This is a genomic window from Paramicrobacterium humi (genome assembly GCF_900105715.1).
Taxonomy (GTDB): Bacteria; Actinomycetota; Actinomycetes; order Actinomycetales; family Microbacteriaceae; genus Paramicrobacterium; species Paramicrobacterium humi.
Map to the genome: position 1 here is coordinate 1,221,461 of NZ_FNRY01000001.1, position 20,047 is coordinate 1,241,507.

27 protein-coding genes are annotated in these 20,047 nt (G+C 67.9%); 16 read left to right on the forward strand and 11 right to left on the reverse strand.

All coding sequences use genetic code 11. The features are described from left to right. The first annotated feature begins 28 nt into the window (after nucleotides 1–28). A complete protein-coding gene (locus BLV49_RS06155) occupies nucleotides 29–1,942 on the forward strand; it encodes a glycoside hydrolase family 127 protein (protein WP_091181447.1) in 1,914 nt (637 codons plus the stop codon). Here BLV49_RS06155 and BLV49_RS16865 read toward each other — a convergent pair. The 3 genes from BLV49_RS16865 to BLV49_RS06165 form a co-directional block, all read right to left on the reverse strand. Beyond that, a complete protein-coding gene (locus tag BLV49_RS16865) occupies nucleotides 1,939–2,082 on the reverse strand; it encodes a hypothetical protein (protein WP_176980740.1) in 144 nt (47 codons plus the stop codon). The genes BLV49_RS06155 and BLV49_RS16865 overlap by 4 nt on opposite strands. 110 nt (nucleotides 2,083–2,192) lie before the next feature. Beyond that, nucleotides 2,193–3,101 carry a cation diffusion facilitator family transporter gene (locus tag BLV49_RS06160; RefSeq protein WP_091181449.1) on the reverse strand — a complete coding sequence of 303 codons (909 nt, stop codon included), beginning with the start codon at nucleotides 3,099–3,101 and terminating at the stop codon, nucleotides 2,193–2,195. 78 nt (nucleotides 3,102–3,179) lie between these two features. Further along, on the reverse strand, nucleotides 3,180–3,788 hold the full coding sequence (locus BLV49_RS06165; protein ID WP_091181451.1) for a helix-turn-helix domain-containing protein: 609 nt from the start codon (nucleotides 3,786–3,788) through the stop codon (nucleotides 3,180–3,182). Nucleotides 3,789–3,836: 48 nt separating this feature from the next. On the opposite strand from BLV49_RS06165, the gene BLV49_RS06170 reads away from it, so the two are divergent. Then, on the forward strand, nucleotides 3,837–4,676 hold the full coding sequence (locus BLV49_RS06170; protein ID WP_176980741.1) for a class I SAM-dependent methyltransferase: 840 nt from the start codon (nucleotides 3,837–3,839) through the stop codon (nucleotides 4,674–4,676). A gap of 30 nt (nucleotides 4,677–4,706) precedes the next feature. Beyond that, nucleotides 4,707–5,645 carry an NAD(P)/FAD-dependent oxidoreductase gene (locus tag BLV49_RS06175; protein ID WP_091181457.1) on the forward strand — a complete coding sequence of 313 codons (939 nt, stop codon included), beginning with the start codon at nucleotides 4,707–4,709 and terminating at the stop codon, nucleotides 5,643–5,645. Nucleotides 5,646–5,649: 4 nt separating this feature from the next. Here the strand turns inward: BLV49_RS06175 and BLV49_RS06180 are convergent, their stop codons facing one another. Beyond that, nucleotides 5,650–6,066, reverse strand: coding sequence for a pilus assembly protein CpaE (locus BLV49_RS06180; RefSeq protein WP_091181460.1), 417 nt, complete (start codon nucleotides 6,064–6,066; stop codon nucleotides 5,650–5,652). 186 nt (nucleotides 6,067–6,252) lie between these two features. On the opposite strand from BLV49_RS06180, the gene BLV49_RS06185 reads away from it, so the two are divergent. The 4 genes from BLV49_RS06185 to BLV49_RS06200 all read left to right on the forward strand — a co-directional run bounded on the left by BLV49_RS06185 (nucleotide 6,253) and on the right by BLV49_RS06200 (nucleotide 7,620). Beyond that, entirely contained in the window at nucleotides 6,253–6,435 is a 183-nt protein-coding gene (locus tag BLV49_RS06185; RefSeq protein ID WP_091181461.1) for a hypothetical protein, read from the forward strand. Nucleotides 6,436–6,521: 86 nt separating this feature from the next. After that, on the forward strand, nucleotides 6,522–6,779 hold the full coding sequence (locus BLV49_RS06190; RefSeq protein ID WP_091181462.1) for a hypothetical protein: 258 nt from the start codon (nucleotides 6,522–6,524) through the stop codon (nucleotides 6,777–6,779). Nucleotides 6,780–6,900: 121 nt separating this feature from the next. Continuing rightward, nucleotides 6,901–7,332, forward strand: a complete 432-nt coding sequence (locus BLV49_RS06195) for an Hsp20/alpha crystallin family protein (RefSeq protein WP_091186857.1) — start codon at nucleotides 6,901–6,903, stop codon at nucleotides 7,330–7,332. A 33-nt stretch (nucleotides 7,333–7,365) separates the two neighbouring features. Further along, on the forward strand, nucleotides 7,366–7,620 hold the full coding sequence (locus tag BLV49_RS06200) for a hypothetical protein (RefSeq protein ID WP_091181465.1): 255 nt from the start codon (nucleotides 7,366–7,368) through the stop codon (nucleotides 7,618–7,620). Between the two features lie 85 nt (nucleotides 7,621–7,705). Here BLV49_RS06200 and BLV49_RS06205 read toward each other — a convergent pair whose 3' ends face one another. Both BLV49_RS06205 and BLV49_RS06210 read right to left on the reverse strand, forming a co-directional pair. After that, a complete protein-coding gene (locus tag BLV49_RS06205; protein ID WP_091181467.1) occupies nucleotides 7,706–7,948 on the reverse strand; it encodes a hypothetical protein in 243 nt (80 codons plus the stop codon). Nucleotides 7,949–7,964: 16 nt separating this feature from the next. Then, nucleotides 7,965–8,792 (reverse strand): SDR family oxidoreductase, encoded by an 828-nt coding sequence (locus BLV49_RS06210; protein WP_091181470.1) that lies wholly within the window; start codon nucleotides 8,790–8,792, stop codon nucleotides 7,965–7,967. A gap of 180 nt (nucleotides 8,793–8,972) precedes the next feature. Between BLV49_RS06210 and BLV49_RS06215 the strand changes: the two genes are divergently transcribed. The 5 genes from BLV49_RS06215 to BLV49_RS06235 all read left to right on the forward strand — a co-directional run bounded on the left by BLV49_RS06215 (nucleotide 8,973) and on the right by BLV49_RS06235 (nucleotide 14,378). Beyond that, nucleotides 8,973–9,989, forward strand: a complete 1,017-nt coding sequence (locus BLV49_RS06215) for a LacI family DNA-binding transcriptional regulator (RefSeq protein ID WP_091181472.1) — start codon at nucleotides 8,973–8,975, stop codon at nucleotides 9,987–9,989. A gap of 105 nt (nucleotides 9,990–10,094) precedes the next feature. Then, nucleotides 10,095–11,429, forward strand: a complete 1,335-nt coding sequence (locus BLV49_RS06220; RefSeq protein ID WP_091181474.1) for an ABC transporter substrate-binding protein — start codon at nucleotides 10,095–10,097, stop codon at nucleotides 11,427–11,429. A 56-nt stretch (nucleotides 11,430–11,485) separates the two neighbouring features. Then, nucleotides 11,486–12,397 carry a carbohydrate ABC transporter permease gene (locus BLV49_RS06225; protein WP_091181477.1) on the forward strand — a complete coding sequence of 304 codons (912 nt, stop codon included), beginning with the start codon at nucleotides 11,486–11,488 and terminating at the stop codon, nucleotides 12,395–12,397. Further along, nucleotides 12,394–13,266 (forward strand): carbohydrate ABC transporter permease, encoded by an 873-nt coding sequence (locus tag BLV49_RS06230; RefSeq protein ID WP_245723550.1) that lies wholly within the window; start codon nucleotides 12,394–12,396, stop codon nucleotides 13,264–13,266. Before BLV49_RS06225 ends, BLV49_RS06230 begins: the two co-directional genes overlap by 4 nt. A 44-nt stretch (nucleotides 13,267–13,310) precedes the next feature. Further along, nucleotides 13,311–14,378 carry a glycoside hydrolase family 130 protein gene (locus tag BLV49_RS06235; protein WP_245723699.1) on the forward strand — a complete coding sequence of 356 codons (1,068 nt, stop codon included), beginning with the start codon at nucleotides 13,311–13,313 and terminating at the stop codon, nucleotides 14,376–14,378. A 25-nt stretch (nucleotides 14,379–14,403) separates the two neighbouring features. Here BLV49_RS06235 and BLV49_RS06240 read toward each other — a convergent pair whose 3' ends face one another. Genes BLV49_RS06240 through solA form a run of 3 tightly spaced genes read right to left on the reverse strand, consistent with a single transcriptional unit; the run spans nucleotide 14,404 to nucleotide 17,254 of the window. Further along, nucleotides 14,404–15,153: an ABC transporter permease gene (locus BLV49_RS06240; protein ID WP_091181479.1), complete on the reverse strand. Its 750-nt coding sequence runs from the start codon at nucleotides 15,151–15,153 to the stop codon at nucleotides 14,404–14,406. Between the two features lie 9 nt (nucleotides 15,154–15,162). Next, nucleotides 15,163–16,050 (reverse strand): DUF817 domain-containing protein, encoded by an 888-nt coding sequence (locus tag BLV49_RS06245; RefSeq protein WP_091181480.1) that lies wholly within the window; start codon nucleotides 16,048–16,050, stop codon nucleotides 15,163–15,165. A gap of 4 nt (nucleotides 16,051–16,054) precedes the next feature. Then, entirely contained in the window at nucleotides 16,055–17,254 is a 1,200-nt protein-coding gene (gene solA / locus BLV49_RS06250; protein ID WP_176980742.1) for an N-methyl-L-tryptophan oxidase, read from the reverse strand. Between the two features lie 52 nt (nucleotides 17,255–17,306). On the opposite strand from solA, the gene BLV49_RS06255 reads away from it, so the two are divergent. The 4 genes from BLV49_RS06255 to BLV49_RS06270 all read left to right on the forward strand — a co-directional run bounded on the left by BLV49_RS06255 (nucleotide 17,307) and on the right by BLV49_RS06270 (nucleotide 18,994). Beyond that, entirely contained in the window at nucleotides 17,307–17,762 is a 456-nt protein-coding gene (locus BLV49_RS06255; RefSeq protein WP_091181482.1) for a hypothetical protein, read from the forward strand. Nucleotides 17,763–17,881: 119 nt separating this feature from the next. Then, nucleotides 17,882–18,280 (forward strand): ArsR/SmtB family transcription factor, encoded by a 399-nt coding sequence (locus BLV49_RS06260; RefSeq protein ID WP_091181484.1) that lies wholly within the window; start codon nucleotides 17,882–17,884, stop codon nucleotides 18,278–18,280. Beyond that, on the forward strand, nucleotides 18,249–18,719 hold the full coding sequence (locus BLV49_RS06265; RefSeq protein WP_091181486.1) for an SRPBCC family protein: 471 nt from the start codon (nucleotides 18,249–18,251) through the stop codon (nucleotides 18,717–18,719). Before BLV49_RS06260 ends, BLV49_RS06265 begins: the two co-directional genes overlap by 32 nt. Before the next feature lie 92 nt (nucleotides 18,720–18,811). Continuing rightward, on the forward strand, nucleotides 18,812–18,994 hold the full coding sequence (locus BLV49_RS06270; protein ID WP_091181488.1) for a PspC domain-containing protein: 183 nt from the start codon (nucleotides 18,812–18,814) through the stop codon (nucleotides 18,992–18,994). 21 nt (nucleotides 18,995–19,015) lie between these two features. Here BLV49_RS06270 and BLV49_RS06275 read toward each other — a convergent pair whose 3' ends face one another. Together BLV49_RS06275 and BLV49_RS06280 are read right to left on the reverse strand one after the other, a co-directional pair. Further along, complete coding sequence (locus tag BLV49_RS06275) at nucleotides 19,016–19,339, reverse strand: TfoX/Sxy family protein (protein WP_091181490.1); 324 nt, start codon at nucleotides 19,337–19,339, stop codon at nucleotides 19,016–19,018. A 38-nt stretch (nucleotides 19,340–19,377) separates the two neighbouring features. Beyond that, nucleotides 19,378–19,713: a type II toxin-antitoxin system HicB family antitoxin gene (locus tag BLV49_RS06280; protein ID WP_091181491.1), complete on the reverse strand. Its 336-nt coding sequence runs from the start codon at nucleotides 19,711–19,713 to the stop codon at nucleotides 19,378–19,380. Nucleotides 19,714–20,047 lie beyond the last annotated feature (334 nt).

A 20,047-nucleotide genomic window follows, 5' to 3' on the forward strand; every position in this document is an offset into this window, starting at 1 on the left:
ATCCGACACCTGTCACGGGGAGACAACTATGACCGTCCACGCTATCGACGCCCGTATCGCTACGCCCGTCGCGCCCTCGACCGGCGCCCTGCGTCCGCTCGCCCTCACGGACGTGCGGATCGACGGGGGCTTCTGGGGCGGCATGCAGGAGTTGAACGCTCGCGCGATCATCGACAACTGCGAGGCCTGGATGGAGCGCGTCGGCTGGATCGGCAACTTTGACGCCGCCGTCGAGGGACGGCTGCCGGCTGACCGCACCGGCCGGGAGTTCGCCGACTCGGACGTGTACAAGCTGCTCGAGGCGATGGCGTGGGAGATCGGTCGGGCGGGGTCCGAGAACCTCGATGCGCGGTTCCGCGCAATCGTCGCGCGCATCGCGCCCGTGCAGGAGGCGGACGGCTACCTCAACACGCACTTCGGTCGCCCTGGTCAGGCGCCGCGCTACTCCGATCTCGAGTGGGGCCATGAGCTGTACTGCTACGGGCACCTGCTGCAGGCGGCTGTCGCACGCGGTCGAACGCGCGGCGACGACGAGTTCGTCGAGCTCGCACGACGAGCTGCCGACCATGTCTGCGAGGTGTTCGGGCCCGAGGGAATCCTGCGCGTCGGCGGGCACCCCGAGATCGAGCTGGGCCTCGTGGAGTTCGGCCGCTACACGGGGCAGCGACGCTACATCGATCAGGCTGCCCTGTTCGTGGAACGACGCGGACACGGGACGCTGGCCGATATCGAGTTCGGACGGAGCTATTTCCAAGACGACGTTCCGGTTCGCGATACGACGGTGTTCGCCGGTCACGCGGTGCGCGCCCTCTACTTGGCCGCTGGCGCCGTGGACGTTGCCGTCGAGACGGGGGATACGGGTCTCGCCGACGCTGTCGAGGCCGCATACGCTCGCACCGTCGCTCGGCGCACGTACCTCACGGGCGGAATGGGGTCGCACCACGAGGGGGAGTCGTTCGGCGTCGACTTCGAGCTCCCGAGCGACCGCGCCTACTCCGAGACATGTGCCGGAATCGCGTCGGTCATGCTCAGCCACCGCCTTCTGCTGCAGACCGGTGACTCCCGATACGGAGACCTGATCGAGCGAACACTGTACAACGTCGTCGCGACCTCGCCGGCGGCCGATGGGTGCAGCTTCTACTACACGAACACGCTGCACCAGCGGGTCCCCGGCACTGTTCCGCCGAACGACACGCCCAGCCCACGCGCCTCGTCGAGCCTGCGCGCTCCGTGGTTCGAGGTCTCCTGCTGCCCCACGAACGTCGCCCGCACGCTCGCGTCGCTCGGAGCTTACGTCGCGACGACGAGCGATGACGGCGTGCAACTGCACCAGTATGTGAACGGATCGCTTGATGCGCACATCGACGCGGGGACGGTTCGGCTCCGCCTCGACACTGATTACCCCGTTCACGGCAGCATCCGAGTGGAGATCCTCGAGTCGCCGGACGCCGAGTGGGCGCTGAGCCTTCGCGTGCCGGCATGGGCGGAAGGGGCCACGCTCGCCGTCGGCGCCGACGCGGCCACAGCGGTCGAGACCGGGACGGTGACAGTGCGACGCGCTTTCGCGGCAGGCGACGTCGTGCAGCTCGAGCTCCCGATGGCCGCGCGCTGGACGGAGCCCGACCCGCGCATCGATGCGCTGCGCGGCCAGCGCGCGGTCGAGCGCGGCCCACTCGTCATGTGCCTCGAGTCCATCGACGCCCCAGAACTCGACAACGTCGACGAGGCGCGCGTGACGGGCACGCTGCGCGATATCGAGGGGGCGGTGAGCGTGGGTCTGCGGCGCTTGGCGACACGCGACGGCGACTGGCCGTACTCGACCACCGCCGAGACGCGGCTCGGCGACGAAGAACTCGTGCCCCTCGTCCCCTACAACACGTGGGCGAACCGCGGACCGTCGACGATGCGCGTCTGGCTGCCCAGGGCAGAGCCCCGGGACTAGTGTTTCTTCGTGTGCACGGCGTCGAGCACGTCGCTGTGCGCTCGCTCGTCGGCCTTCGCCTTCTTGTCGGCCCGCTTCTCTTTGAGCGTTCGCACGGGCGCGGTCTTCTGGCCGTGCTTCTTCGAGAACTTGTCAGACATGGTCAGCTCCCTTGAGACCGTGAGCCACAACGGCTCCGTTCTGCCAACGATACGCTCGGCGGCGCGCCCCGGCACCGAACAATTGCGGCAGCCGGCCTGGCGGCATCCGCTCAGAACTCGAGGGAGGCCTCGTCGCTCACCGAGAGCGACAGCACAGCCGTCTCGATCTCATCGTGGCTCTCGATCTCACGCTCGATGCGCCGCAGCTCGACCGCGACCTGCTCTTCGTTGTCGTTTCCGGCGAGATCCACTTCGGCGACGAGGAACAGCCGGCGCGGGCCGATGAACTCGAGGTGCAGGTAGGTGAGGCGTTCGATGTCAGGATGCTGCAGAAGCGACTGCCCCACACGACGACGCAGGTCGCGCGATGAGGTCGCGCCGACGAGGAAGTGCCGGTTCCGGTCGATGAGGAACAGCGCGATGATGCCGAGCAGCACGCCGATGGCGATGGAGCCGACGGCGTCCCACACGGCGTCTCCGGTGATCTGGTGCACGGCGATTCCCGCGGCGGCGAGGATGAGGCCCGCGAGGGCGGCCGAGTCCTCGGCGAAGACCGCGCGCAGCGTCGTGTCGGAGCTGTTGAGCACGATGTTCGCGGCCGAGGTCTGCGTCTCGCGAGCGCGACGGCGAACTTGAATCAGCGCCTGCGTGAACGAGATGCCCTCGAGAACGAACGCGATGGCGAGAACGATGTAGGCGATGAGCGGCGACTCCACCGGGGCGGGATTGGTGAGCTCCTGCACGCCGTGCATGACCGACACGACGGCGCCCGCCGTGAAGATGCCGACCGCCGCGAACAGCGACCACACGTACGCTTCGCGCCCGTAGCCGAGCGGATGCCGCGGATCCTTCGGCCGTGCCGAGCGCTTGTCGGCGATGATGAGGAACACCTCGTTGCCGGCATCCGCCCACGAGTGCGCCGCCTCGGCGACCATCGACGCGGAGCCCGTGATGAACGCGGCGATCGACTTGGCGATAGCGACGAGCACGTTGGCGCAGAACGCGATGATGACGGTCACGGCGGCCTCCTTCGTGCGTGACAGACTACGCCGGGGCCGGATGCCGCCGCGCCGGGTTGCGCGCGACGCTCTCGTGCGTCAGGCTTCGTGCTCGCCCGGCGCGGTTGCCGCCTTGCCGGCGTGCAGGTGGGCGCGCTCCCCGTCGCGGTCGAAGATTGTGAGGATCTCGAGCGGCCCGCCGTGCGCCGAGATCGCGTGCGGGACCATCGTCGAGAACGACGCGGCGTCTCCGGTCTCGACGAGGATCGTGCGCTCGCCGAGACGCAGGCGCGCCGTGCCCGAGAGCACGGTGAACCACTCGTGGCCCGGGTGCACCCCGAGCCCGCGGGTCGCGTCGTCGGGCTGCGGAGTGAGACGCATCTTCGCGACGGTCGTGCCGTTCGCGGTCGGCTCGCGCGTGAGAAGCCACGTCGTGCGGCCCGCGGCGTGCTGCGGTTCGGGCCGGATCACGACGTCGTCATCGCCCTCCGCCGACTCGACGAGCTGATCGATGCTCGTGTCCAGTGCCCGGGCGATCGGCACGAGCTGGTCGAGCGCGATGCGCCGGTGGCCCGTCTCGATGCGGCTGAGCGTCGAGGGGCTGAGGAAGCACCGCTCGGCGAGCGTGTCGAGCGACCAGCCCTTCGAGAGACGCAGCCCCCGGATGCGCTGGCGGATGACGGCATCCAGATCGGGTTCTTGCTTCATACGCAAGAGTCTATGCTTTTAAAGCATGCTCCGTCTACCATGGAGCGCATGCCCCACCATCGTTCGCACCTCCGCTCGCAAGCCGCCGACCACGCGCACGAGCACGCTCGCCCCGAGGCTCTCGCCGACCTGCTCGATCGCGACGCCGCCCTGCTCGGCGGCTACCTCGGCGACGCCACCGGCTGGATCCAGGCCGAGTCCGCACGCGAGCCCGAGCGCATCGTGGACCTCGGCGCGGGCACCGGCTCCGGCGGCGTCGCGCTCGCCGAACGCTTCGAGCGCGCGACCGTCGTGGCCGTCGATCGCTCTGCCGCGATGCTCGAGCGTGTGCGCGCCTCGGCCGCCGAGCACAATGTGGCCGCGCGGGTTGGGACGGTGCAGGCCGACCTCGATGAGGCATGGCCGGATGCCGCGAGCGGCGCGGACCTCGTGTGGGCCTCGTCCTCGCTGCACGAAGTCGGCGACCCCGATCGCGTGCTCGCCGACGCACATTCGGCGCTTCGACCCGGCGGCCTCCTCGCCGTCATCGAGATGGATGGGCTTCCGCGATTCCTCACCGGCGACCCTGAGGCCGCCGCGCTCGAGACGCGGTGCCACGCCTCCCTCGCCGACGCGGGCTGGAACGCCTACCCCGACTGGGCGCCGCACGTGCGGCAGGCAGGGTTCGCAGACGTGCGTGAGCGCCGATTCGGCGCCCAAGCGGCATCCGTCGATGTTCTCGACTACGCTCGCGCGACCCTCACGCACATTCGCACCTCAGCCGCCGTTCAGCTCTCCGCCGAGGACCGGACCGCGCTCGACGCGCTGCTCGGCAACGAGGCGGAGCTGGCGCGCGTCGCCACGCGCGTGCGCGGAGCCCGCGTCGCCTGGCTCGCCCGCCGCCGCTAGTCGTCACCCAATCTCCGAAGGAGAACACCGATGAACACAACGCACGACGTCGTCATCGTCGGCGGATCCGCTGCCGGACTCAGCGCTGCCGTCACCCTCGCCCGCTCCCTCCGCTCCGTCGTCGTCATCGACGGCGGACAGCCGCGCAACGCTCCCGCCGAGGGCGCCCACAATCTGCTCGGCCACGAGGGCATCACTCCGTCCGAGCTCCTCGGCACCGGGCGACGCGAGGCCGAAGGCTACGGCGCCGCGATCATCGACGACACGGTCACGACCGCTCGGCGAACCGACCGCGGATTCGAACTCGATCTCGCCTCGGGTGGGACAGTGAGCGGGCGCAGGCTTCTGCTCGCGACGGGACTCGTCGACGAGCTGCCGGATGTGCCGGGCGTTCGACAGTTCTGGGGATCGAGCGTGCTGCACTGCCCGTTCTGCCACGGCTGGGAGGTGCGCGGGCAGCGCATCGGCATCCTCAGCGGCGGCCCCCGGAGCCTGCACCAGACGATGCTGTTCCGGCAGCTGAGCGAACACGTGACGTACTTCGTGAACGAGACGGAGGAACCGGACGACGCGGGCTGGGAGACGCTCGCCGCTCTCGGCGTGCCCGTCGTCACCGGTCGCGTCGCCCGATTGCGCGGCGAGGACCGTGGCGTGCGCGCCGTCGTTCTCGAGGACGGACACGAATTCGCGGTGGACGCGGTCGCCGTCGCACCTCGTTTCATGGCGCGAACCGAGCTGTTCGAGCAGCTCGGCGGGCAGCCGAGCGAGCATCCGATGGGAGGCCGCTACATCCCGACCGAGCAGGGCGGCCGCACGAGCGTCGACGGCGTCTGGGCGGCGGGAAACGCCGCCGACGTCGGGGCTGTCCTCGGCGCCTCAGCGGCGTCCGGGGTCGTCGCGGCCGGGGCCCTGCATGCCGATCTCCTGCAGGAGGACCTCGCCGCCGCGATCGCCGCGCGAGCCGCTTGAGCGCTCAGTGCAGGCTCTGCAGCAGGGCGAGAAGCGCCATGCCGTAGGACTCGGCCGGGTCCTCGCTCACGAAGCTCGCTGTATCGCCGTCGACGGACACGGTGACGACGTAGTCGACGCCGAGGGTGGCATCCTGTCGCTCGAGCGAGACGAACGAGGGCCCCAGCAGGTCGCGCAGCTGGTCTTCGCGCGGGAGCCAGACGGCGTCGTCGATAGCGACGGAGTCGAGCGCCCACTCGGTCGTGCCGTTGAAGCCCAGAATCGTTCCGGTCGGGTAGTGGTGCGCCTCGATCGTCATGTCGCTCACGGTGAAGACGTCGCCCTCGAACTCGGCGCCGTCGACTTGGAAGGCGTCGCCCGAGACGGGTGTCCAGCGCAGCCCCGCACCGTGAAGCCGGCGCGCGAGAGGGGTGGAGATCATGCGTGCGGCGTGCCGATCGTGTCGGCGGCCGCGCAGCCGAGCGCGTCTCGCGCCGCTGCCAGGATGATGTGCATGCGGCACACCCTAGTCGCCGTCACGGACCGTGTGAACCCTGGAGGGCGGCCGGAACTCGCGGCCGCGCGTGCCGTTGCCGGCAATGTCGGAGGCTCGTCTTAACCTCGTGGCATGGACATCATGAACTGCCCCGAATGCGGCGAGGTGACGGTTCGCGCCGGGCTCGCCTACTGGCCCGGGTTCGACGAGCCTGTCATGGTCATCGAATGCTCCGACGAGTCGTGCGGCTGGATCGCCATCGACGACGAGAGCGCGTTCGTCGTGACCGGACGCGCCGCCGCCTCGGCCGCCTGAGCGATTCGAATCGGATCCCGCTAGCGTCTCGCGGCGGCATCCGCAACGCCCTGACGCGCGAGCGGCCCCGCGCCTAGCGTCGCGGTATGACGAACAGCGACTACGACAAGACACACGCCGACGCGACCCCGGGCCATGGCCTGACCGACGAGGAGCAGGAGGCGAAGGACACGGCCTACAGCCCCTCGAGTGAGGACGAGACCGAGCAGAAGCAGCGCGATCCCGTGCCCGACACCGTCGACGACGACGTGGATCAGAACGTCGAGGTCGCGCCGGGAACGGGCGGCCCCGACGACCAGGGCGACGTGGACGTCGACCCCGACGAGATCAACCTGCCGACGTAGCGGAGCCGTGGGCACACTTCGCCGAAGCTTAAAGGAAGCTAAAAATTCGGAGCACCCCTCCTCGCGAGAGCTACCTTAGTCGTGAGTCATAGTCATAGGACGATGAAAGGGGATGTTCACAATGGCTATGTCATACGATCCTTTCAGCGAGCTGGATCGCCTCACCGGCAATCTTCTGCAGTTGCGCCCAGGACCCCGCTTCATGCCGGTCGACCTGTACCGAGAGAACGGGCAGTACGTGCTCAGCGCCGACATGCCCGGCATCGACCCGGGCAGTGTCGATGTCGACGTCGACGGGCAGCTGCTGACCCTTCGGGCAGAGCGTACGGCGGCGGCACACGAAGGCGCGAAGTGGCTCGCGCAAGAGCGGCCGCACGGCACCTACTTGCGGCAGTTCAGCCTCGGCGAGGGCGTCGACGCGCAGCAGATCAGCGCGCACTACGACAACGGCGTACTGAGCGTCATCATCCCGATCAGCGAGAAGGCCAAGCCGCGCAAGATCGAGGTCCTCTCCGGCGCGCCCGCCAACGGGCAGTCCTCGATCACCATGTGACCCGACTCTCGCTTGCCCGAGGAGTGATGCAGCGTGAACCCCGCCGTGGCCGAACGGCCGGACACCATCGATGAACGGTTCTGGGACCTGATTCTGAACGACCAGGACCTCGTCGACCTTGCCTTCGAGATGATCGTCGGCGAGCGTCGCCCCTCCGGCGCGCCCGTGGGCCCTTGGCCGGGCGGGGAGGCTCGACGCGTCGCGGACGCATCGAGTTCTCGCAGCGTGGGAGGAGGTCCGCCTCGTCGCACGCCGACCTGGGCGCGGTCTCCTCCGCGGGCGCTCTGAACCCGGGCGAACCGTCAGTTCGCCAACGATACAGAAGAGCGGATGCTGCTTCGCGCAGCATCCGCTCTCCCTTCGAGCGCGCCGCTCACGGCGCCGGTGTCTCCTCGTCGCCTTCGGCCTGCGACGGCTTGTTCCCGGCCGGGTCTTTCGGTGACACCGTGTCCTCCTCTTCGTCACTTCCCTCCGCCTGCGAGGGCTTGTTGCGGTTCGGATCAGGCTGTCCGTTTGTCACGTCGTCTCCCTTGTTCTCTGTTGTCGAGTTCTCTGTGTTCCCGCTCTGAGCGTCCGGCGCCTCTTCGGCACGCGGGTCCGGCACTCCGTATGACATGTGTTTCTCCCTTCCGTCAGCCCTCGCGCCAGTCGTCGCTCGTGAGGTGCGAGCCGCCCTGCGGGCCCATCTGCAGCATCCCGCCGTCGACGACGAACGACGATCCGGTGACGTAGCTTGACGCCGGCGAGGCGAGGAACGCGATGACGGCGGCGACTTCACGGGCATCGCCCGGCCGTCCGAGCGGAACGCCAGGGCGGTGCTTCAGGTGCGGATCCTCGTCCGTCTGCCCGGTCATGGGCGTGGCGATCTCCCCCGGTGCGACGGCGTTGGCGGTGATCGCATGCTCGCCGAGCTCGAGCGCCGCGGTCTTGATGAGTCCGCCGAGCCCGTGCTTGGCCGCGTCATAGGCGCTCGAGCCGACCCGCGGCTGATGCTCGTGCACGCTCGTCGTCGCGATGATGCGACCACCTGTGCGCTGCGCGACCATGTGCCGTGCGGCGCGCTGGATGCACACGAAGGCGCCGTCGAGATCGATCGCGACGATGCGGCGCCAGTCCTCGAGGCTGGTGTCGAGGAGCTTCAGGTTCGCGCCAGCGCCCGCGTTGTTGACGAAGACGTCCACGCCGCCGAGCTCTGCGATCAGTCCGTCGATCACGTCGCCGCAATTCTCGAGGTCACTCGTGTCGAGATAGACCACGACCGCCCGTTGACCGGTGGCACGGACCTCCTCCGCGGTTCTCTCCCCACCCTGCTCGTCGTTGTGCCAGGTGATGCCGACGTCCATGCCGGCGCGCGCGAGCGCGACCGCCGCAGCGCGGCCGATGCCGGAGTCAGAACCCGTCACGATCGCGCGTCGCGGCGCGAACTCGCGGGAGTCGAAGGGGTTCGGAGTGCCGGCCATCGTCGCGTGTTCCTTTCGTCGAGGTCTCTCACCATCAAACGAGCCGGACCGCGCGTGCTCAAGCCCCTTGCGCGGGCACCGCCGCGAACGTATGAAGCGACACGACCCGCGAAGAGCCATTACGCTCTGACACAGGCGCGGAGCAAGTCCTCGTCGGTGCGGAGCACGTGAGGAGCGGCCATGGCGGATCGGGTGACGATCGTTGACGTGGCTGCCCGGGCCGGCGTCGCCATCAGCTCCGTCTCGAGCGCCCTCAACGGCCGCCCCGGAGTGTCGGAGGCGACACGAGCGCGTATCGTCAAGGCGGCCGACGAGCTCGGCTTCGTCCCCTCGCTGCGCGGCCGCAGCCTCTCCGGCAAGAAGGCCTTCGCCGTCGGCCTGGTCGTGCACCGCGATCCGGACGTGCTCGAGCTCGACCCGTTCTTCGCAAGCTTCATCGGCGGCATCGAATCCCACATCGACGGGCCAGGCTTCGCCCTCGTCCTGCAGATCGGCTCGGACCCGGGGGAGATGCTGGACCGCTACCGAAGGCTCGCCGCCGACAATCGCGTGGACGGGGTGTTCCTCTCAGAGCTCGAGACCGACGACCCCCGCGTGCCGCTCGTGCGTGAGCTGGGTCTGCCCGCCGTCGGCATCAACGCTGAGCCAGGGTTTTCGATGCCGGTCGTGCGTCAGGACCACGAGGCCGGCATCCGAGCGCTCGTCTCGCACCTTGTCGATGGCGGACACACACGCATCGCCTTCGTCGGGGGTCCGCGGCACTTCATCCACTCGGCCCAGCGCGAACGGGCGTGGCGAGACGCTGTTGAATCCCACGGGCTCACCCCTGGCCGCTTCGTCGAGGGCGGATTCACCTATGCGGGCGGGGCGGATGCCGCCGACACCCTGCTGAGCGGAGGCGAACGTCCGACAGCCGTGCTGTGCGCGAATGACCTCTCGGCGATCGGATTCATGTCGGAGGCCGCGCACCTCGGCTTCGAGGTTCCGCGCGACATCTCCGTCGCCGGTTACGACGGGATCCAGCTCGGCGCGTACGTGCATCCGGCGCTCACGACGATCACGACAAGCCCGCGCAGGCTGGGCTTCGAGGCGGCGCGGATGCTGCTCGAGCTGATCGACGGCCGCCGTGTCCCCGACACGGTCATCGAGCCGGCCGAGCTCCTGGTCCGCGCATCGACGGGCCCGGTCTCCGACTGAGCGCTTGCCAACAGCGGATCGGCGTGCCACACTTGCGCCTAAGCCGAAACGTTTCGGTAAATACTCGATCGCCCCGCAGGCGGTCTCCCTACGAGGAGTGAAGACATGGCAACGAAGAGGTTGCGACCGCGCACAGCCGCGCGGCGCGCGGTCGTCGGAACAGCGGCGATCGCCACATTGGCACTGCTGGCAGGATGCTCGGCCGGCTCCGCCGCACCGGCATCCGACGGCGAGCCATCGGGAAAACTCGAGATCCTCGTATCGAGCGCAGACGCATCGGATGCCGCCTTCAAGGCGATCAACGAGGCATTCGAGAAGAAGTATCCCGACGTCGACGTCACCTTCTCGTCGGTCTCGAACGACAACTACCCGGCAACCAAGTCCTCGCGCCTCACCGCGGGAAACGTCGACATCATCGTGCTGAAGACCTTCGTCGAAGTGCCCGACTACGCGAAGGATTCCACGTCTGACGACGTGCTCCTCGCCCAGGCCGGCGGCCTGGTCGACCTCACAGACGAGGACTTCATGTCGAACTACACGCCGAGCGTCCTCGACGCGCAGGCGATCGGCGGCAAGCAATACGCGGTGCCGACGGGGCTCAGCTACTCGACCGGCGTCTACTACAACAAGAAGATCTTCGAGGACAACGGCCTCGCGGTCCCGACGACCTGGAGCGAGCTCGTGAAGGCGATGAGCACGCTCACGGACGCCGGCGTCGCTCCCTTCGGCATCGGCGGAAAGGACACCTGGCCGGCTGGTCTCGCCATGCTCGGGTCCGTCGCCGGCCTGTATCCGACGGCTGACGCGAAGGCGCAGCTCGCCAAGAATCTCTGGACGGGCAAGGCGAAACTGACCGACGATGTTCCCGAGGAGGTCCTCGAGAAGACGGAGACGATCTTCCAGAACGCCCAGGACAACTTCGCGGGCGCCGGCTACGACGCGATTCCCGCAGGCTTCGCCGCGGGCGACTTCGCGATGACAATCGACGGCACCTGGAACGAGCCGACGATCGAGTCGGCCGTGAACGGCGCCTTCGACTTCGGCTACTTCCCGCTGCCGACGAGCGACAACGCCGAGGACAACGCGTTCCTCAACGGCAAGATCGAGCTGCAACTCGGCGTCGCGTCGTCGACGAAGAACAAGACCGCTGCCCTCGCCTGGCTGGACTTCTTCTCCGACCCGAAGAACTACGCCGACTTCCTCGCGAAGTCCGGATTCTCCTCGGCCCAGCCCGACATCCCGGCGACGCCGTTCCTCGAATCGATCGAGAAGTACACGAGCACCTACCAGCCCGCGTGGGACCAGGTCTGGATCGCGAACAACAAGGCCGGTCAGGACGCCGTCTACCCGTTCAACTATCCGGCCCTGCAGCCCCTCGGCTCATCGAGCGCAGAGAAGGCGGCATCCGCAGCACAGAGCGCCTGGTCCGCGGCGTTCTGACCGATCGACCGGTGGCCCGCCTGGCGGGCCACCGGACCGAACACTCAAGGTAGACAATGACGGCCTCCTTCCCCTTCCCCCGACGCGCACCCGTGCGGATCAGCTTCTCCATCGGGCTGATCATCCTCGTCGTGTTCGCCCTCGTCCCGGCTGTCGGGGTCCTCGTGGTGTCCTTCACGAACCTCCGTGGTCTGCCGTACCTCCCCGTGAACTGGGTCGGCATCGAGAACTATCTCGACTTCTTCTCCCCCGCCAAGCGGGCCGACAGCCTCAACGCCCTCGGCAACACGGTCATCTTCGCGACGGTGTCGACCGTCGCGCAGATCATCCTCGCCCTCGGCACGGCCCTGCTCTTGAACCGTCCCCTTCGGGGCCGCAACCTGTATCGAGCCATCGTCTTCATGCCGACGGTGCTCGGCGTGACCGTCACAGGTCTCGTCTGGTCGCTCATGTTCAACGTCTCCGGAGGCCCCGCCGCATCCATCCTGTCCTGGTTCGGCACGAGCTCCGCGTTCTTCGGCGATCCGAAGCTCGCTCTCGCCCTCGTAATCATCGTGCAGGTGTGGATGGTGGTCGGCGTCTCGGTGATCATCTTCCTCGCCGGGCTGCAAGCCATCCCCGCCGAGCTCTACGAGGTGTCGTCGATCGACGGCGCCACGCCGTGGCAGCGGTTCCGGTATGTCACGATTCCGCTTCTCGCGCCCTCCATCACGGCGAACGTTCTTCTGGGCATCGTGAACGCCCTTCAGAGTTACCAGCTGACGTACGTGCTGACCGGGCCGAGCAACAAATCCACTCAGGTGCTCTCTCTGCTCGTCTACGTGCAGGGCTTCGGCGGCGCGTCGGGCACGACGCTCTCGCAGTCCCAGGGCTATGCGGCGGCGATCTCCATGGTGCAGTTCGTGCTCGTCGGCGTGGTGACCCTCACCGCGCTCTGGTATCTGAGACGACGGGAGGCGCGACTGTGACGGCAACGGCCCAGAAGCCGGCGACGGAGACGAGCGCTCGAACGCAGACCCGCGTCCGACGTCGTCGCCGGTACCCGATCGGCGCCTACGTGTGCGTCGCGCTGCTCATGATCGTGTTCGTGTTCCCGCTTGCCTACCTGCTGAACACCGCGCTCAAGAGCAACGGCGAGTTCGCGGCCAACCCGGTCGGGCTCGTTCAGGATCCGCAGTGGGCGAACTTCGCGGACGCCTGGAATCAGGGCGCGTTCGGCTCATTCATCCTCAATAGCGTGCTCTACACGGCCTTCGGCGCGAGCACCGGCACTTTCATCGCGCTCGTCATGGGCTTCCCCGTCTCGCGCGGCTATATCGCGGGATCGAAGTACTGGACGATGCTGTTCGTCGTCGTGCTGTTTCTGCCGAACGCGCTCATCACCCAGTTCCAGCTGTTGCTTCGGCTGGGACTGTACGACAACCAGCTCGGCTACATCCTGATGGTCGGCGTCGGCGTCGGCATCGGCCCGCTGCTGTTCAGCGGCTACGCGAAGTCGATCCCATTCGAACTCGACGAGGCAGCCGCGCTCGACGGCGTCGGCTACTGGCGGTACCTGTTCGGCTTCGTCTTCCCGCTGGCGAAACCGGCGCTCGCGACGGTGTTCATCCTGCAGGCAGTGTGGATCTGGAACGAGATCATCCTGGCCACGGTGCTGCTCGCCGACCCGGCCAAGTTCCCCGTCACCGTCGGGCTGTACGCCTTCAAGGGCACCTATTCGAACCAGTGGCCGCTGTTGGCAGCCGCGACGTTCATCGTCGCCGCGCCGCTCATCATCGGCTACATCTTCATCCAGCGATACCTCGTCAACGGGGTGCTCGGCGCCGTCAAGGGCTGAGGCTCACGCAACGATCACCAAGAGAGAAAGACAGAGTGACCGACATCGACACGCAGACCGCCATCCCCTACGCCCTCGAGCGCATCGGGGTGATCATGCGCCCGGATCCGGCACGCCCGGAGGAAGCCGACGGCGTGCTGAACCCCGCGACGTGCTGGGGCTCCGACGGTCAGCTGTACCTCTATCCACGACTCGTGGCGGCAGGCAACGTCTCACGCGTCGGACGCGCCCGTGTCGTGATCGAGGACGGCGTGCCCACAGGCGTCGAGCGTCTCGGCTCCGTGCTCGAGCCCGACCGCGGCTGGGAGCACGGGAGCGCACACGGAGGGGTGGAGGATCCTCGCATCACCAGCATCCCGAGTCTCGGCCTCTCGGTCATGACCTATGTGGCGTTCGGCCCGCTCGGACCCAAGCCTGCGCTCGCCGTCTCGCGTGACGGGATCGAGTGGAGCCGCCTCGGCCCCATCCAGTTCGGCTACGACGACGCGCTGGACACCGATCTCAACCTCTTCCCGAACAAAGACGTCGTCTTCTTCCCCGACGTCGTGCCTGACCCGAACGGCGTTCCGAGCTACGCCCTGCTGCATCGGCCGATGTGGGACTTCAGCTTCGTTCGGCCCGGCGAAGCGCCCCCGTTGCCGACCGGCATCGTCGACGATCGGGCGAGCGTGTGGATCTCGTACGTGCCGGCGGCGGATGTCGTTGCGGATGTGTCCGCCCTCGCGCGGCCGCGGACGCACCGGTTCGTCGCGGGGCCGGAATTCGCCTGGGAGCAGCTCAAGATCGGCGCGGGTCCCGCCCCGCTGCGCACTCCGGAAGGCTGGCTCGTCGTCCACCACGGCGTCACCGGAACGGTCGTGGGCGGCGCCTTCGTGCCGCAGAGCAATGTGCGCTACGAAGCGGGCGCGCTGCTGTTGGACGCCGCAGATCCGTCGAGGGTCTTGGCCCGCACGCCGGAGCCACTGCTCGTTCCCGAGACGGCGGAGGAGACGGCCGGAACCGTCGCGAACGTGGTGTTCCCGACGGCGATCGAGAAGATCGGAGATGCCCACTTCGTGTTCTACGGCATGGCCGACTCGCAAATCGGTGTGGCTCGACTCGTGCGCCGCTGACCGTGCCGCGGACTCGCCCAGCGGATCAGGCGAGCACTCGCGGCTTCTGGGTCACCGGGGCGAGCCACTTCGTGACCACGACGGCCGTGATCGAGCCGGCCGCCATGATGGAGGCGAGCACGACGATCTGGAACTGGCCGGCCTCGAGCGGGGAGACGCCGCCGAAGATGGCGCCGACGAAGGCCCCGGGCAGCGTCACGAGACCAGTCGTCTTCGTCTGGTCGGTCGACGGGATGAGCGCCTCGGCGACCGAGCGCCGCACCAACTGCAGCGTCGACTGCCGGGGAGTTGCTCCGAGGGCGAGCCAGCCCTCCACCTCCTCCCAGCGGTCGACGACGCTCGACGTGAACGCCCGGCCGGCGAGCGTCGCGATCGACATCGCGTTTCCGATCACGATGCCACCGATCGCGAGCACGTAGCGCGGCGAGAACGCGATCGCGCCGCTCGCGAAGACGACGCAGAGCGTCACCGCGATGCCGATGCCCATGGCGCTGAACATCATGAGCGCGTGCGCGGTGCTCCACCCGACGCGGCGCGTCGCCGTCGACGCGGCGACGGTGAACATGACGGCGAGTGCGACGCTGACCCAGAGCGGGTCGCTGATGACCCCGGCGAGGATCACGCTGATCGCCGCGAGCTGCAGTGTGCCCCTGAGGATGGCGAGTGCCGGAGCCCACCGGTGCGGGATGCGGAACCCCCAGAGCACGCCGGTGGTGAGGGCGACGAGGATGCCGACGCACACGAGCGTCGTCACCACGAGCTGCGGCCAGTCCATGCTGCGAGCTTATGTGGGCTCCGGCTCGCGGACCATGACCGGCTCGGGCCGCCGCGGCGGATACACGCACGTGACGAGCACGACGGAGATGATCATGAGCAGGAACCACGACACGAGCTTCGCGATCGACACTGGATGCCACGCCTCGACCTGGTCCGGATACGTCCACGCCCCCGCGAACGTGCCGATGTTCTCGGCGAGCCAGATGAACACGGCGACGAGCGCGAAGGCGAGCGTGAGCGGCATCCGATAGCTGTGTCTGAAGACGCGGAAGTGCATGGTCGAGAAGCCGAAGGCGAGCAGAACGGCGGCGAGGAGGAACCAGCGCAGGTCGATCATGAAGTGGTGCGTGAAGAAGTTGACGTAGATCGCGGCCGCGATGATCGCCGTCGCCCACACCGGCGGGTAGCGGGTGAAGCGCAGCTCGAAGAGCCGGTAGACGCGAACCATGTACGAGCCGACCGCGCCGTACATGAACCCGGTGAACAGCGGAACGCTGAGGATGCGCAGCACGCCGCCCGGATCGTAGGCCCACGAGCCGACGTCGGTCTTGAACAGCTCCATGAGCGTGCCGGCGACGTGGAACAGCACGATCACGCGCAGCTCGCGCAGCGTTTCAAGTCCGCCCCACACCATGAGCACCTGAATGACGATCGCGGCGATCGTGAGAGCGTCGTTGCGGGCGACGGCCGCGCCGTCGGGATACCAGAGCCGGGCGGTGACGATGACGACGAGAAGCGCGCCGCCGAACACGCACGCCCACGCCTGCTTGGCGCCGAAGACGAGGAATTCGACGAGCGCCGCCCATGACCGGCTGCGCGGGGCCCGGGCGAGCAGGCTCCGCGCCGCGTCGTCGAGCCGGCGCTCGAGCGCGGTCAGGTCGGGGCGGAGGGCCATCGCCTCAGGGTAGGGCCACGTGACTGGGGGCTCTCCGACCGGTTGCTGGGAATCTAGGCGGCGAACCTCGCCGGCCGCACGAAGTCGAGCTCGAGCTCCTGCTCCTCCTCGAGCGCGGCGCGTGCGAGCACTTCACTTCACCGATCGCGAGGCAGTGCTTGAACGCGTGGCCGCTGTCGCCGCCCGCGACGATGACGCGCTCGGAGTCCGGCGAGGCGCCGATGACGAACTGGTCGTCGGGGCTCAGGGTGATCATGCACGGCTCGACCCGGCTCGGCACAGGCTCGAGGCCGGGAAGCGCCCGCGAGACGAGCGGCGAGAGCAGCCGCCAGTCGTCGGAAGTGACGCCGCGATCGACGTGATCTGGGTCGATGCCAGGGCGCTCCTCGCCCCAGATGTCGCCGCGGCCGATCTTGACGAGGCCGCCGTCGAGCGCTCCGTGTCCCCACAGCACGTTCTCGGCGTCGAGCTGCCGCACGACGACGGGGAACGCCGCCACCGCAAAGGCGGTGTCGCCGTGCTCGCGCGGCGAGAGCCAGGTCAGCGGAGTGCGGATGGGCGTCAGCCTCAGCCACGGCGCGAAGCCCGGAAGCCACGCGCCCGCGGCGAGTATCACGCGATCGACGTGCCACGCGGCATCCGCCGTTCTGATCACAACGCCGTCGGTTCCCGGCTCGATCGCGGTGACGCGAGTCCCCGTGATGATACGGGCTCCCCGAGCGGATGCCGCCGCGGCGGCCGCGCGCACGGTGCGCTCGGGCCGGGCGACGCCCGCACCCGGATCGAGCACCGCCACGTCTCTGTCGCCGATGCCCGCATGCTGCGGGAAGCGCTCCCGGACGCCGGCCGCGTCGAGGTGCTCGAGTGGAAGTCCCGCACGTTCGGCCGCCGCGACCGTTCCCGAGACCACGGACGAATCGGCTGCGCCGATCATGACGCCGCCCGTGATCGTGAGCAGCTCGTCGCCGCTGAGCGCCTCGAGTTCGCGGAACAGCGCGCGCGAACTCTGCGCCATCGGCGTGAGATCAGGATGCTCGAGGCACGCCTCTCGGAACAGCCGCGTGTCGCCGTGCGAGGAGCCGAGTGCGTGGCCAGGGGCGAAGCGCTCGAAGGCGACGACGTCGGCGCCGCGTTCGGCGAGTCGCCAAGCCGCGGCCGCGCCGATCGCTCCGGTTCCGACGACGGCGATGTCTGCGTGTTCCATGGTGTCCTCCGTGTCGAGCCTACGACGCGCCTCCGTGCGGCAGACTTGAAGCATGACGCATTCCGCCCAGGCCTTCTATCAGCGGCAGGCGGCGAGAGCGAACGTCATCTTCTTCGCCTGCTGGCTTCCGTTCGGGCTCGCGCTCATCGTCGCCGGGGTCTGGGTGGCGACGCAGCTGGGCGAGGCCGTGATGATTCCGGTCGGCGCATGGTTCGCCTTGCTCGGCTGCTATTTTCTCGAGATGTATGGAACGGTGTGGTGGTACCGCCGGCAGCTGCACTGGCTCGCGACTGACGAGAAGTCCGCCGCAACCGAGCCGTATTCCGCCGGGCAGCTGAACGACCTTCGCGTCGAATGGCAGCCTTGGAGAATGCCCGTTCCGACGGGGATCGTCGGAGACGTCGCGCTGAAGATGCCGGTCGTGCGAGCTGTCAACGCCACGAGCTGGTGGCTCATCGCCGCCGGAGTGCTGTGCGGCATCGCGGCTGTGATCCTTGCCTTCGAATAGCCCGGTGTGACGGATGCCGCCGGGCGCCGTCTGCCGGCGGCATCCGACCCTTGCTTTTCCCTCACGGCGAGCGTAGCGTATTCAACCAATAGATTGATAAAGAAGAAAGTTGAACACAGGTGTCGAACTCTGAGAGCGATGAGCGGTTGGACCGGGCATTCCTTGCCCTCGCCGACCCGGTGCGCCGCCGCATCATCGCCCGACTCAGCCGGGGGCCGGCGACGGTCACCGAGCTGGCAGAGCCGTTCGACATCAGCACACAGGCGGTGTCAAAGCACATCCAGGTGCTCGAGCAGGCGGAACTCGTGACGCGCACGCGCGACGCGCAAAGACGCCCCGTTCACCTCGACGCCCGCCGGCTCGAGGAGCTGACGGCGTGGATCGACACTTACCGGCTGGCCCACGAGCAGGCGTTCCGCCGATTGGACGCCCTGCTGACCGGCGAGGACGCCGGGCCGAGCGGCCCGCACACGAAAGAGAAGAGAAATGACGAACGAACTGATCGTCACCGCCCCTGACGGTCTGCCTTTCATCGACTTCGAACGCGAGGTCGACGCCCCCGTCGCCGCGGTCTTCGCCGCCCATGCCGACCCTGAGAAGGTCGCGCAGTGGATGGGACCGAACGGCTACGAGATGCTCATCGACCGATGGGACTTCGAGACCCACGGCGGCTACCGCTACGTGCACCGCACGCCTGACGGCGACGAGTACGCGTTCAACGGCACCTTCCACACGGTGCGGGAGAACGAGATCGCCATCCAGACGTTCGAGTTCGAAGGCTTCCCCGACGTCGTCAGCATCGAGACGCTGCGCTTCGAAGACCTCGGCGACGGCCGCACGCGCCTGACCGGCCATGCCTGCTATCCGAGTGTCGAGGCGCGCGACGGCATGGTCTCGAGCGGGATGGAACGTGGCATGAGCGAGGGCTACGAGCGCCTCGACCAGCTCGTCGGCTGACCGTCATCCCCGGGGCGCGACCTGGTCGTCCCCGGGGATGATTCAGGGCGATCACCGATGCGGATGCCGCCGAACCGGCGCACCATGGAGACATGGCTGACCTCTACCGACCCCGCAGAGACCGCATGATCGCCGGCGTGTGCGCCGCCATCGCCTACCGCTTCGGCCTCAGGCCCTCGACGGTGCGCATCCTCGCCGTCATCAGCTGCATCCTGCCCGGGCCGCAGTTCGTGATCTACCTCGTGCTGTGGTGGCTGATCCCGAACGAGCGCTGAGCGGCATCCGCCGGCCTTGCCTCAGAGCACGCCCGTCATGTTGCGCACGTACTCCGTGAGGGATGCTGCATTGTCGAGGTGGGCGTCGGGCACCGAGCACCACTTGTCGATCGTGACGAGACGGCCGTCCTTGCGCGTGTACGAAAAGGCATGGCCGCCCTCGGCGCTCATGCGGTCGAACGCGTACGGATCGACCTTGAGGTAGAACTCGTCGCCGAGCACAGCGCCGATGAACTCCCCGTGCAGCACGAGGCCCCAGCCGCTGAACAAGCGCTTGATCTGCACGTCGCCGAGCTCGGCGAGCTGGTCGCGGATGAACTCGGCGATGCGTCGATCGGCTGCCATGCGGAGACTCTACTGCGCGCAAGCGCGCGATTCGGCTTTCAGGCCGTTGCGCCGAGTCGCATATTGATGAGGCGGTTGAGGCTGACGTTCTGCTCCGCCGCTTCGATGGCGAGCGTGCGATGCAGTTCCGGAGGAATGCGCAGTTTGAAGGCTCCGCTGTAGCGACGCTCAGACAGCGGAGCCGGAATTGGCTCGTCGCCTTGCACCATCTGGTCGAGTACGTCTGCCACGAGTTGGCGTATGCCGATCAGGGCGGCCACCGCGTCGGCGTCGATCCACGACAGCGACGGGAACTCAGCAACGAGCCCGATGTGAGCGTCGTCCTCGCCTGACCAGAGCACGCGATAGGCGTAGCGATCAGCTGCGGCCGCCATGCTCATCCTCCATCTTCTTGATTGCGTCCAGTACTTGACGCACCTGATAGGGCTTGGCCATTCCTCCCTGATTCTGAATACTCACTCGCGGGTCGCCGGGCCATGGCGTTGCAAATACAGAGTGGCTCCCACCGTGGAGCCGTGGCTCGCCGAAGTAGTGTTCGCACACTGCCATCAGTTCGGAATATCTGACATTTGCCGGTGAGGCACGCATCGCTCGGACAAGGCGTCTCGCCTGTGATGGTGTCATTAGTGCAACCTTTTGTCAATGATCCATTGTTGAAGGCTATGAAACGAGAGAACGTCGGCGAACTGGTGACGGCTCGGTGGGGAT